The 13092-nt window shown below is 56.9% G+C and carries 6 protein-coding genes and 2 pseudogenes; 5 read left to right on the top strand and 3 right to left on the bottom strand.

All coding sequences use genetic code 11. The annotated features are described in order from the left end of the window. Nucleotides 1-6: 6 nt before the first annotated feature. The 5 genes from M3087_RS10995 to M3087_RS10975 are packed head-to-tail and all read left to right on the top strand — an operon-like array spanning nt 7 to nt 9323. Nucleotides 7-2307, top strand: a complete 2301-nt coding sequence (locus M3087_RS10995; RefSeq protein ID WP_249095715.1) for a Gldg family protein — start codon at nt 7-9, stop codon at nt 2305-2307. 41 nt (nt 2308-2348) lie between these two features. Beyond that, nucleotides 2349-5501 carry a SusC/RagA family TonB-linked outer membrane protein gene (locus M3087_RS10990; RefSeq protein WP_249095713.1) on the top strand — a complete coding sequence of 1051 codons (3153 nt, stop codon included), beginning with the start codon at nt 2349-2351 and terminating at the stop codon, nt 5499-5501. Nucleotides 5502-5520: 19 nt separating this feature from the next. Continuing rightward, nucleotides 5521-6975 (top strand): RagB/SusD family nutrient uptake outer membrane protein, encoded by a 1455-nt coding sequence (locus M3087_RS10985; protein WP_249095711.1) that lies wholly within the window; start codon nt 5521-5523, stop codon nt 6973-6975. 15 nt (nt 6976-6990) lie between these two features. After that, on the top strand, nt 6991-7677 hold the full coding sequence (locus M3087_RS10980; RefSeq protein ID WP_106484024.1) for a DUF4843 domain-containing protein: 687 nt from the start codon (nt 6991-6993) through the stop codon (nt 7675-7677). A gap of 26 nt (nt 7678-7703) precedes the next feature. After that, nucleotides 7704-9323: a PKD-like family lipoprotein gene (locus M3087_RS10975; RefSeq protein WP_249095709.1), complete on the top strand. Its 1620-nt coding sequence runs from the start codon at nt 7704-7706 to the stop codon at nt 9321-9323. Between the two features lie 1169 nt (nt 9324-10492). Here the strand turns inward: M3087_RS10975 and dusB are convergent. From dusB to M3087_RS10960, 3 genes and pseudogenes are all read right to left on the bottom strand, one after another. After that, entirely contained in the window at nt 10493-11479 is a 987-nt protein-coding gene (gene dusB / locus M3087_RS10970; protein WP_022385354.1) for a tRNA dihydrouridine synthase DusB, read from the bottom strand. Between the two features lie 102 nt (nt 11480-11581). Continuing rightward, nucleotides 11582-12106, bottom strand: a pseudogene (locus M3087_RS10965) (response regulator transcription factor); the annotation flags it as partial. Next, nucleotides 12093-12881: pseudogene (locus M3087_RS10960) on the bottom strand (PDDEXK nuclease domain-containing protein); the annotation flags it as partial. The pseudogenes M3087_RS10960 and M3087_RS10965, both read right to left, overlap by 14 nt. Between the last annotated feature and the right edge of the window lie 211 nt (nt 12882-13092).

The raw sequence follows: 13092 nt of genomic DNA, 5'->3' as shown, positions 1-13092 counted from the left end.
GTGAATATGAAAACAACATGGAAAATAGCCAAGGCGGAGCTGTACAACCTGTTCTGCTCGCCCATCGCCTGGCTCATACTGATCATCTTCGCATTTCAGGCGGGGCTTACCTTCTCCGACCTGATCGACGACCAGCTGCGTTACCTCGCACTGGGCTACCGTCCCTATAACCTCACCTCGCGCCTCCTGTTGGGCTTCGGCGGTGTGTTTGCCGCCATGCAGGACAACCTTTATCTCTACATCCCCCTGCTCACGATGGGGCTGATGAGCAAGGAGTACAGCAGCGGCTCCATCAAGTTGCTTTACTCCTCTCCGGTAACGAACACCCAGATTATCCTCGGCAAGTACCTGTCGATGCTGGTCTATGCCCTCCTGCTCATCGCCGTGCTGTTGCTGTTCCTCGTCTTCTGTGCCCTGACAGTGGAGCACTTTGACTACCCCTTCGCCTTCACGGGTCTGCTGGGCATCCTGTTGCTCACCTGTGCCTATGCCGCCATCGGACTCTTCATGTCCACCCTGACCGCCTATCAGGTGGTCGCCGCCGTCGGCACACTGACGCTGCTGGCACTGCTCAACTACATTGGTAATGTGGGGCAGGACATCGCCTTCGTCCGTGACATCACCTACTGGCTCTCCCTCTCCGGCCGTTCGGACAGCCTCATCGAGGGCATGATTTGCAGTCAGGACGTGCTCTACTTCTTCATCGTCATCGTCCTCTTCCTCGTGCTCTCCATCCTGAAGCTCAAGTTCGCACGCACGTCGGTGAAGCCGGCTGTCAAGTGGATGCAGTACACGTTGACGGTCTGCGTCGCCCTCCTCGTCGGCTACACCACCACACGCCCCAAGCTCATGGGCTACTACGACGCCACTGCCACCAAGGCGAACACGCTCACGCCCGAGAGCCAGGAAGTCATGAAGCAGCTGACCGGCGGACTGACCATCACCACCTATGTCAACCTGCTCGACGAGAACTACGGCAAGGGCATGCCCTCCCGGCTGAACTACGACCGCGAGCAGTTCGAGAAGTACATCCGCTTCAAGCCCGAGCTGGAGATGAACTACGTCTACTACTACGACCGGGTGAACAATCCCTCCATCTATGCCCAGTTCCCCGGATTGGACGAGGAAGGCATCGCCCGCCGCATGTGCGACATCATGGACCTGGACTTCGACATGTTCCTCAGTCCCGAAGAGATACATCGCATCATCGACCTCACGCCCGAAGGCAACCGCTTCGTCCGCGTCCTCGAACGGGAGAACGGTGCACGCAGCTTCCTGCGTGTGTATGACGACAATCAGCGCGACCCGCGTGAGAGCGAAATCACCGCTGCCCTGAAGCGGCTCGTCGTCAAGGCTCCCAAGGTGGGCTTTGTCGCTGGTCACGGCGAACGCAGCATCGACAAGGCAGGCGAGCGCGACTATGCCGCCTTTGCCCGCAACCTCACCTTCCGCTACTCCCTCATCAACCAGGGCTTTGATGCCGTCGGGCTGAACCTGGCGGATTCCACGGGCATCCCTGCCGACATCGACATCGTGGTCATTGCCGAGGCACGCACCCCGTTCACTGACGGCGAACTGGCACGCCTGCACGACTACGTGGAGCGCGGGGGCAACCTCATCATTGCCGGTGAGCCGCGCCGTCAGGAGGTCATGAATCCCCTCGTGGAGCCGTTCGGCGTCCGCTTCCTGCCGGGCATTGTCGTCCATCCGACGGCAGAGTATGCAGCCGACCTCCTGGCGCAGGAACTCACACCCGAAGCTGCCGCCCTGAACGATGTCTATGCCGGACTGCGCCGCAACGATTACCGCATCATCATGCCCGGTGCCGTCGGACTGGCGTGGGCAGACACGACCGCCTTCCACGTGACCCCCATGCTCACCACCCCGGCACAAGGCTCGTGGATGGAGTTGCAGACGACCGACTTCGTTGACGACAAGGCGGTGCTCGACACCCTGACGGGCGAACGCGAGGCTGCCGTCCCGACGATGCTCCGCCTCACCCGTCAGGTGGGCGACAAGGAGCAGCGCATCCTCATCCTGGGCGACGCGGACTGCATGAGCAACGGCGAGCTGACGACCGAGCGTTACGCCCTGAACGGCTCGAACTTCTCACTCATCACCGAGTCGTTCCGCGACCTGTCCTACAACGTCTTCCCCATCAACACCGACCGTCCGCGTCCGGCCGACGACGCCATGTCTATCGGTCAGGGAGCACTCATCTGGGTGCGCATCCTCTTCATGGGGCTTGTCCCCGCCGCCCTCATCGCCTGCTACACGCTGACGTGGTGGCGCAGACGGAAGAAGTGAAACGAATCATCCTAATGTTGAGTATTTAATACATATAGAACATGAGAAAAAAGCGAGAGTTACTAGTGAGTCAAGGTGCGCTCCTGGCGTGTGCCCTCTGTTGCGCGGCTCCTGTGGCAGCACAGGTGTCGGTGCGGGTGAGCACGGGTCTGCAGACAAGCACCGAGAGAACGCTCATTACCGTCAAGGGTAGGGTGGCAGACAAGGAAGGCCACTCGCTCCCCGGTGTGACCGTGTTGCGCAAAGGCAACATGAACGGTGTGATCACCGACATCGACGGACGGTTCCAAATCAACGTGCCGAAAGGAGCGGATGCCGTGTTGCAGTTCTCCTTCGTCGGTATGGAAACGAAGGAGGTGCGGGTGAAAGCGTCCGCACTGGGAGAGAAAGAACTGGAAATACGTCTGGATGAAGACGCCCAGCAGCTCGACGAGGTGGTGGTGACAGGCTTTGTGAACTTCAAGAAGGAAAGCTTCACGGGAAACTCCACCACCATCCGCAAGGAGGAGCTGCAACGTGTTTCCAAGACGAACGTCATCAAGGCGCTTCAGGCGTTTGACCCGTCGTTCCGCATTGCCGAGAACACCACTTGGGGTTCGGACCCGAATGCCCTGCCCGAAGTGTCCATCCGTGGTAACTCCGGTATCGGCGTGAAGGAGCTGGATACGCAGAGCCTGACCTCGAAGTCGAACCTGCAGAACAACCCGAACCTGCCGACCTTCATCATGGACGGCTTCGAAATCGACGTGACGAAACTCTACGACATGGACCCCTCTCGCATCGAGAGCATCACCATCCTCAAGGATGCCGCCGCCACGGCGATGTACGGTTCGCGTGCAGCCAACGGTGTGGTTGTCATCACGACCGTCACTCCGAAGCCCGGCAAGCTCAACGTGCAGTACAGCTTCACCGGTGAGGTCGAGGCGCCTGACCTGAGCGACTACCACCTGCTCAACGCGGCTGAGAAGCTGGAGGCAGAACGCCTCGCAGGATGCTACGTCTCCGACACTCCCGCCGACCAGGAACGGCTGAACGAGGAGTATCAGGGCAAGCTGTACAACGTCCGGCGCGGTGTCGACACCTACTGGCTGTCGAAGCCCCTGCGCACGGTGTTCAACCATAACCACAGCCTCTACATCGACGGCGGTACGGAGAACCTGCGCTTCGGCGTCGACCTCAACTACAAGCAGGACGACGGTGTCATGAAGGGTTCGGGTCGTCGGACGATGGGCGGAGGCATGTACCTCGACTATCGCATCAACAAGCTTCAGGTGCGCAACTACGTCAGCTTCAACACGACCCACAGTCAGGAGTCACCCTACGGCTCCTTCTCCGACTACACCACCAAGCAGCCCTACGACGTGTACACCGACGAGAACGGCAACTACCTCGAGGAGCTGGAAGACTGGCACATGTCGGGCACCATCACCAACCCGCTCTATGAGGCAGGGTTGCACAACTTTGACAAGTCGTCGTACAACGAGCTTATCGACAACCTGAGCCTGCAGTGGAACATCACGCACCACTTGCTGTGGAAAGCCTCGCTGGGTGTCACCTACCAGACGAACAAGAGCGACCGCTTCCTCGACCCGCTCTCGAAGAAGAATACCAACCCCATCAGCTCCACCAACTACTCGTCGGGCGAACTGACCACCGGCTCGGGCTCCAACCTGAACTGGGACTTCCAGAGCACCCTGTCCTACAACCAGTTCTTCGGCAAGCACAACCTGAACTTCTCGCTGGGCTTTAACGCGCAGGAGACGCAGACCGAGTCGGTCAGCACGACCTACCGCGGCTTCCCCTCGGGCATCCTCCATTCGCCCAACTATGCGCAGGAAGTCTATGAGAAGCCGTCGACGAGCGAGAACACGACCCGTCAGATGGGTGGCGTGGGCGTGTTCAACTACAGCTACGACAACATCTACCTCTTCGACGCCAGCATCCGCGTGGAAGGCTCCTCGGAGTTCGGTGCCGATGAGAAGTGCGGAACGTTCTGGAGCACGGGCGTCGGACTGAACCTGCACAACTACGAGGCAATCAGCGACCTGGGCTTCTTCGACCTGCTCAAGCTCCGCGGAAGCTACGGACAGACGGGCGCCGTCAACTTCGCCCCCTACCAGGCAGAGACCACCTATCAGATATTCACCGACGAATGGTACAAGACGGGCTATGGCGCCACGCTCTACGCCCTGGGCAACGAGGCATTGCGCTGGGAGACGACCAACACGCTCGACGTCGGCTTCGAGGTGAGCTTCCTGCGTCGGCTGTTCTACCTGAAGGCGAGCTACTATGTGAAGCGTACGACGGACATGGTGAACGACGTGACCATCCCCAGCCACACGGGCTTCACGACCTACAAGGACAATGTGGGTGAGGTGGAGAACCGCGGTTTCGAGCTGGACTTCCGTTCCGACATCTTCCGCAACCGCGACTGGTACGTCTCCATCTTCGCCAACCTGGCACACAACCGCAACAAGATTCTGAAGATTTCCGACAGCCTGCGCGACTACAACAAGCAGGTGCAGGACTACTACAGCGACCCCTTCAACCAGAGCTCACGTTCGCAGCCGCTGTTGCAATACGTCGAGGGCGGTTCGATGAATTCCATTTGGGGCGTACGTTCGCTGGGCATCGACCCTGCGTCGGGCAAGGAGCTGTTCCTGCGTCCTGACGGGACGGTGACGGACACCTGGCGTTCGGGCGACCAGGTCGTTATCGGCAACAAGGAGCCGGACGGCCAGGGAACCTTCGGCTTCAGCGCATCGTGGAGGAACTTCTCGCTCTACACCACGTTCATGTACGAGTTCGGCGGACAGCGCTACAACCAGACGCTGGTCGACAAGGTCGAGGACGCCGACATCTATGACAGCAACGTCGACTACCGCGTGCTGACCGACCGCTGGCAGAAGCCCGGCGACGTGTCGAAGTTCCAGGCGTTGCAGGCAGGCGTGAACAACATCGCGCAGACACAGCCTACGTCGCGCTTCGTGCAGGACTACAACTACCTGACGCTGAACTCACTCTCGCTGGAGTACACCTTCGACAACGAGCTGATAGCCCCCTGGGGACTGAGCATGCTCCGGCTGGAGTTGTCTGCCAACGACCTGTTCTATGCCTCCACCGTGAAGCAGGAGCGTGGCTTGAGCTACCCGTACTCGCGCTCCGTAAGTTTCGCCGTCAAGGCTTCCTTCTAACCCTTTAAACGTACGACAAATGAAGAAACTCTACATACTCTTGTCCGCCGTCCTGCTCCTGGCGGGCAGTTCCTGTTCCGACTGGCTGGACGTGCGTCCGTCTGACACGCTGACGCAGGACGAGCTGTTTGCCGAGGGCGACGGCTACCGCGTGACCCTCAACGGTGTCTACCGTCAGATGTCGGAGACCTCGCTCTACGGTTCCGCCCTGACGTGGGGCTACCTGGATGCCGCCGCACAGATGTACTCTTCCTGGTACCTGGGCACGAACACCCTCTACGACAAGTTCGCCAGCTTCGAATACACCGACTCCAAGGTGGAAGATGTCATCGACGACATCTGGTCGAAGATGTACAACAGCATCGCCAACTGCAACAACCTGATTGCCCAGATAGAGGAGGCGCCTGCCTCCAAGTTCCGCGGAGGGGAGGAGGAGCGTCAGCTCATCAAGGGCGAGGCGCTGGCTCTGCGTGCCTTCCTCCACCTGGACGTCCTGCGTCTGTTCGCCCCCGCTCCTGTCAAGGATGACGGGAAGGACTACATCCCCTATGTGGATACGTACCCCTGTACCTTCAAGGAGTACAGCTCCAACCGGGAGGTGCTCGACCGCATCATCGCCGACCTCCAGGCTGCCAAGGAGCTGGTGAAGCCCTTTGACACGGCGGAGGAACGCGCCTACTGGATGACGACGAACGCCCGTATCGAGAACTTCGAAGGCTCGGGTGTGGGCAATCCCCCGTCGGACATCTTCTTCACCTACCGCGGCTACCGCATGAACTACTACGCCATCTGCGCCGCCCTGGCACGCGCCTACAACTACGCCGGACCCTACGACGCGGAGAACTACAAGCGGGCGTTCGACGAGACGCAGCCCATCATTGACGGAGCCTACGAGGGCAACCCCTACTTCACGTTCACCTATCCCTCGACGGGCAACACGCGCCTCTATCACGATGTCATCTTCTGCCTCTCCAACCAGAAGACCGTGACGAACTACAGCGACGCCACTGCCGACAACACGAAGTTCTACATCAACGACGCCTCCTACCTGTTCGACGACCAGTCGGACGTGCGCTATGCGGTCCTGCTGAACACGACGTCCTACAACGTGCTGTCGCTGAAGTACAGCGACGAGTCCAACAGCTACTGTGCCGACCTGCTCCCGGTGCTGCGCCTGAGCGAGATGTACTATATCCGTGCGGAGTACTACTACACCATCGGTGACAATGTGAAGGCTGCCGACGAGATTGATGTCGTCCGTGAAGGGCGCAACTGCTCGAAGGGCAAGTACAGCCAGATCATTGCCAGCGACCCCGAAGGATGGTTCGGTCCGGAAATCGTCAAGGAGGCGAACCGCGAGTTCGTTGGCGAGGGCCAGCTCTTCTACTATTACAAGCGCCTGGGCATTGACCCGGACTACGTCTACGACGCCAACTTCGTATTCCCGTTGCCCGACAGCGAGAGTGCCATTTAACCAAACGATTCGAGAATGATTATGAAAAGACACCTGTTACTCAGTGCGCCTCTGTGTGCCGTGCTTGCATTTGCTGCCTGCTCGGAGGCGGAGATACCCGTTTACGACGTCAGCTCCCACCGCCTCTACTTCACGGGCGAGAAGGAGCAGACCGTCACCTTCCAGTTCTATCCCGGGACGGACACCTACGAGGCGTGCTTCCCGATACAGCTCATCGGCCAGCAGCTGGATGCCGACCGCGAGGTGAGCGTCGAGGTGGTGGACACTGCCACCACGGCACTGCCCGATGAATACACATTGCCCAGTCCCGTGGTGTTCCGCAAGGGACTGTTCACCGACACACTCAAGGTCCTGCTCAAGCGCAGCGCACGCATGGACGACGAGGAGGTCTCGCTCGCCCTGCGCATCGTGGCGAACGACCACTTTGACGTCGGTTACCCCGACAGCCTGATGGTGAAGACCCATTTCAGCAACCTCCTGCGCAAGCCCGAGTGGTGGACCGAGGACATCACCAACGCCATCTTCGGCCCCTACAGCGATGCCAAGTACCACTACCTCATCGAGTCCACCGGCATTGCCGACTATTCGGGCTACTCGCTGACCGAGATGCGTAAGGTCCGCGATGCCTACCAGCAGGCACTGGATGCCCACCCCGAGTGGACGGAAGCGGACGGTTCGCCCATCGAACTGGCCGGATATTAATCCTTAAGTAAAGAGAAGAAAAAGCTATGAAACATAAACTAATCCTGTTATACCTCTGCGTGGCGGCAGTCCTTGCAGGCTGCTATGAGGACAAGGGGAACTATTCGTACACGGATATCCCCAAGTATGTCATCGACGAGTCGTCCTTCGGGGGCGGCAGTACCCTCAGTCTGGCACAGGGCGACACCCTGACCCTGTCGCCGGTCATCCTCAGCGAGCAGGGCGACACCCTGCGGGACATCGCCAATGTGGAATATTCATGGAGCATCGACTACGCACAGGTCGTGAGCCGTGAGCGCGACCTGACCTATGTCTGCGACTCGCTGATGAGCAACGCCCTGCTGGTCTTCGACATCCATGACCTGGTGAACGACCTGCACTATGCCCAGACCGTCTATGTCAGCGTCCGTGAGAAGTACAGCGGTGCGGGCTTCTACGTCCTGGGCGAGAAGGACGGGCACACCTGCCTGAGCGCCATCCTCAGCTCTTCGTTCCTGGGGGACAAGGTCGACATTGCCAACAGCACCATCCGTACGGTCGTCGGTGTGTATCATGCCGAGAACGACGAGTACCTGCCGGACGACCCCATCCGCCTGCACGAGCACAACTGGTACGGCGGCGGTCCGCAGGTGATGGTCATCACGCCCACCGAGCTGGTCGACGTGGAGTCGTCGACCTTTGTGAAGGACATGACCGGTTCGGAGATGATTGACGGAGGCTGGCCTGCCGGCATGCGTGCCGCCAATGTGATGTACATGGGCTGGACCGACGTGCTGGAGGACGAGGAAGGACAGATTTACACCCGCATCAAGTCGACGAAGGAGCTGCCCAACTCGGAGTATTTCTATCCCGTGCCCTGCAAGTGTGAGGGCGAGGACGAACCGCTCACCGACACCCACATCATCGTCAGCAAGCTGGGCGGCAACTTCTGCCTGCTGCATGACGACAAGCACAAGCGCCTGCTCCACGTGTCGGACATCAAGTCGGACAGCAAGGGTGAGTACACGCTGGGACGCATCTCGGCGCTCCGCCACTTCGAGGGACCTGCCGGCTTCGTGCCCCTCGACAACTACGAGGGCTACAACCTGGTGCACTGTGGCTACCACGACCAGTACCAGTACGGAGGCACGGGCTACAGCTATGTGTTCATCTTCGAGAAGGACGGACAGTATACCGTGCAGACCTGCCGCATCTGGCAGGACAACTACAACAGTTCGACCCTGATGGTGGACAACATGGCGGTGCTCTCGGCTTCGGAAGACGGTTCGCACGTCAACCTCATCGACGACATCATGCGTGCCGACAGCTACGTCTACACCTTGCCCTACACGACCCAGGCTTCCAACCCCGGTGCCTACACGTTCATCGCGAGCGGCAACGACCTGTACATGCTCGACCGCACGGCGAAGTCGGTGAAGAAGTACCTCTCATTCGACGCTCCGGTGACGGCGATGTGCGCCGAGTGGTTCAACAGCAACTACATGGGACTCGGACTGGAGAACGGCAAGTTCTATCTGCTGCCGATGCAGAACGCCAAGAACCTGGACGACAGTGCCAAGATCCTCTGGGAGTCTCCGGATGACTTCGGCCGCATCGTGAGCGTGCGGACGAAGGAGGCCGACGGATGGGGAGTGGACCAGTTCTGATTCCTGTTTTCTATTTGATAATCCCAAATCGGTCATTAGAGTTTGAGTAGATTGTTCGCATCTGTCAGGCAGCTTGTTTCTCATTTTGTTGAAGACGTAGCGGGCTACGTCGAGACAGAACGAGGAAGAAGATGCCGACAGAGGTGGACAAGATGCTCAAAGAGCTTGCCCTTTTGAAACGAAGGGAACTTTGAGCGGTCTAATGACCGATTTGGGATATGTCGCTGCCTCCGTACAGGAGGAGCATGCGGGGAGGTGCGTCAAACGAACGCGCCTCCCTTTTTTATGCGTCGCCCCTTCCGTTGTCCGGACGTTCTCCCACAGACACGGTTGTCCGGCGGACGGGGCATGGATGACTGACTCACTGCACACCCGTGCCTGACTCACTGCACACCCGTGCTTAATCTGATACGCATAGGGACTTGACAGACCAAAGTATAATACTTAGGCAGGCAAAGTATAATACTTAGGTGGTCTAAGTATAATACTTTGGTAGGCTAAGTATCATACTTTGGTATATCAAACCAATTAGTTTGCCACGTCAAACACTTGTGTCTGCCCGATGAAAGACTTGTGTCTGTCCGGTCAAACACAAATGTCCGGAGGGTGTGTGTCCATGAAGTGCGTCTTCTGTACAGGCGGAAGCAAAGTATGGAGTGTAAATTTAACCCTTATCTTTCTTACAGTCGGAATGTAACAAAGCGGGAATGGTTGAGAAGTGTAAGAAAATACATCTCACAACGATTTTATGGTACAGACAACAAAAAAGGAGGAAAAGATTTTGCATTACAGATAAAATAACATACTTTTGTCCATCATTAACTAAAGAAAGACAGTTCCCTTCCTCTCTGGGAAGACTGGATGGGAGAGAAAGATGCAGAGAGGGAAATATATAGAGGTGGAGAAAAGCGAAGATATATGGAGACTAGAGAAGAATGCAGTGTGGAGAGAGAAGAAGACGGATGCAAATCATATACACACTATTGTCGTTTTTGCTATAGGCATAAACTCCATTATGATTGCCAGCATGTTCCTGAGAGAGGAAGGGAACTTTTTGATTGACAATGGACAACTCTGATAATTGACAATGATGACGAGATACGAAGGCACAAAGGCGCGTCCCTGGTGGTCTTCGTTTTTTTTGTGCCTTCGCATCCCGCGGTGTGTCCTTACTCCTTGCCGTAACGCTCCTTGATGTCGTCGAAGATGCTGAACAGCTCGTCGACGGTCTCGGCGCGCAGCATGGCGATGCGTGTGTCGCGGAAGTTCGGCAAACCCTTGAACAGGGGAGTGGCGGCAAGGTGACGCCGTATGTGCAGGATACCCCTTCGCTCGTCCAGTCGCGCCACGCTCTGGCGGACTTCTTCGCGCAGGACATCCATCTTCCAGTCGAACGACAGCGGGGGAAGCTCTTCACCGGTCTCCAGGAAGTGCTTCACCTCCTTGAATATCCACGGACGCCCGAAGCTGCCGCGTCCGATCATCACCGCGTCCACACCGTAACGCTCAAAACACTCCGCGGCACGTTGCGGGGTGGTGACGTCGCCGTTGCCGATGATGGGGATGTGCATCCGCGGGTTTTCCTTCACCGCTCCGATGAGGGTCCAGTCCGCCTCGCCGGTGTACATCTGTGCGCGTGTCCGTCCGTGGATGGTCAGCGCCTCGATGCCGCAGTCCTGAAGACGCTCCGCCAGGTCGACGATGATTTTGTGGTCGGCATCCCAGCCCAGGCGGGTCTTCACGGTGACGGGAATCTTCACGGCATCGACCACTGCACGGGTAATCTCCAGCATCTTCGGGATGTTCTGCAGCATTCCTGCACCCGCACCCTTGCCTGCTACCCGCTTCACGGGACAGCCGAAGTTGATGTCGAGGATGTCGGGGCGTGCCTCCTCCACGATGCGTGCCGCCTCGACCATGGCGTCGGTCTCCTTGCCATAAATCTGGATGGCGACGGGGCGTTCGTCGTCGCTGATGGTCAGCTTCTGCATGGTCTTGCTCACAGAGCGCACCAGTGCGTCGCTTGAAACAAATTCGGTGTATACCAGGTCCGCTCCGAAATGCTTGCACATCAGGCGGAAGGCTATGTCGGTCACGTCCTCCATCGGGGCGAGGACAATGGGATGTTCTCCCAGGTCGATGTTTCTAATCTTCATGTTGTCATACGGTTGAGGCTGCAAAGGTAGGAAAAATCGTTGGTTTCATGGACCATCGGTCGGGGACAATCTCTCCCTCGTGCCGTCTTGCCTGAGAGGCTTTCACTTGACTGCCAGCATCAGTCCGACACCTCTTGCAGTCTTAATTTCCACATTCGGGTCCCCGGCAAAGAGCTTGCGGAGCTTGCTGATAAACACATCCAGGCTGCGGGAAGCGAAAAAGTTGTCTTCCGTCTTCCAGCAACGGCTCAGGATGGCTTCGCGGCGGATGACCTCATTCTTGTTTTCGGCGAGAAGCTGCAGAATTTTGGCTTCCGTTGTGGTCAATACACGGGTTTTACCCGTGTTGTCATCACGCAAGGTGGCATGTATGGTGTCGAGCGTGTAATGACCGAACCTGCAGTGCCCCTCTACCGACCTGCTTTTGGCACCTTCCTTCATCTTCAGGATGGCATGGATGTGCGCATCAATCTCTTCCGGGACAAATGGCTTCTTCACGTAGTTGTTCACCCCCAGTTTGTAGCCATGCCTCACATCCTTGGGCGAGGTCAGGGCGGAAGCGAACAGGATGGGCGTGTCCCCGTCCGTCTCACGGATGCGCCTTACCATCTCGAAGCCGTCCATTATACAGAATCAGGTCGGCATAGAAATCACTGTCGCCAATTTGGAAATGTTTCTGTCTTGCGACAAAGGCAAATCCGTTGCCCATTTCCAACAGATAACGTGCTTTACCAGTTGTTCTTCAATATCTCTTTCGTCTGCACGTTCTTTAGTTCCTGCCAAATCAAAGATATACGGGTCTTTCAACAGGTAGTTGGCAAGGTCGCTTTGAGGTGCGGGAAGCGTGGCAGTAAAATTATTGACTTTTTGGCTGTTGATTTGCCGCTTATACAGTTTGTTTTCAATTTGCATTTTTAGGACATTACTGCTCCAGCCCATTTCCACGGATTGCTTCATATACCAATATTCCACACCCAACGGAAGCGAACTGTTGAGTATAATTACATGGCTTGCCCAATTGATTCTTGCGACGGGTGATGACATGAACAGTTTTTCCATGTCCTCAATCGGCATCTGGTAAACAGCGGCTACTGTCTGGGATACATCCTGAATTTGTGCAAGAGGTTCTTGCGCAATTGCAACTTCCTTGTTGCTAGATGATTGAATTTGCACAAGAGGCTCTTGCATAAATGGCACATTGTTCAGGCTTTGGATTGCATCTGTGATTTTCCGCACACTGGGATTTGTTAATTTCACATCGGTTTCTATGAAACTCTGTAATGTGCCCAATGGATATGAGCGTGCGAACTGACACATATAAGCCAAGTTCCTGATCGAAGCCGATGGCATTGATGAAAGCCTCGAAACTTCTTTTTTCTATATTGTTATCGTTGTTGCTCATTATTGTATATTCTGACAGTCACAAAGGTAAACCAAATTACAGGCGTTCCATGAAACTAGGTGATTAAAATGCCACGTCATCGTGACTCACGCTGAATAATTGGTCCTATTTCAATCTTCCACCATCTCCCGCACCGACAGCTTTCCGCACTTTTGCCCATTGGTTTCCCCATTTGAGGACATAGCGCAGGCTGATGCCTATCTTGTGAGGG

The organism is Mediterranea sp. ET5, assembly GCF_023337025.1.
Lineage (GTDB): Bacteria > Bacteroidota > Bacteroidia > Bacteroidales > Bacteroidaceae > Phocaeicola_A.
This window is presented reverse-complemented; position numbering and strand designations above follow the sequence as displayed.

Coding starts and splice junctions, on each gene's coding strand:
- M3087_RS10995 (WP_249095715.1), top strand. CDS start 7: ATGAAAACAACATGGAAAATAGCCAAGGCGGAGCTGTACAACCTGTTC.
- M3087_RS10990 (WP_249095713.1), top strand. CDS start 2,349: ATGAGAAAAAAGCGAGAGTTACTAGTGAGTCAAGGTGCGCTCCTGGCG.
- M3087_RS10985 (WP_249095711.1), top strand. CDS start 5,521: ATGAAGAAACTCTACATACTCTTGTCCGCCGTCCTGCTCCTGGCGGGC.
- M3087_RS10980 (WP_106484024.1), top strand. CDS start 6,991: ATGATTATGAAAAGACACCTGTTACTCAGTGCGCCTCTGTGTGCCGTG.
- M3087_RS10975 (WP_249095709.1), top strand. CDS start 7,704: ATGAAACATAAACTAATCCTGTTATACCTCTGCGTGGCGGCAGTCCTT.
- dusB (WP_022385354.1), bottom strand. CDS start 11,479: ATGAAGATTAGAAACATCGACCTGGGAGAACATCCCATTGTCCTCGCC.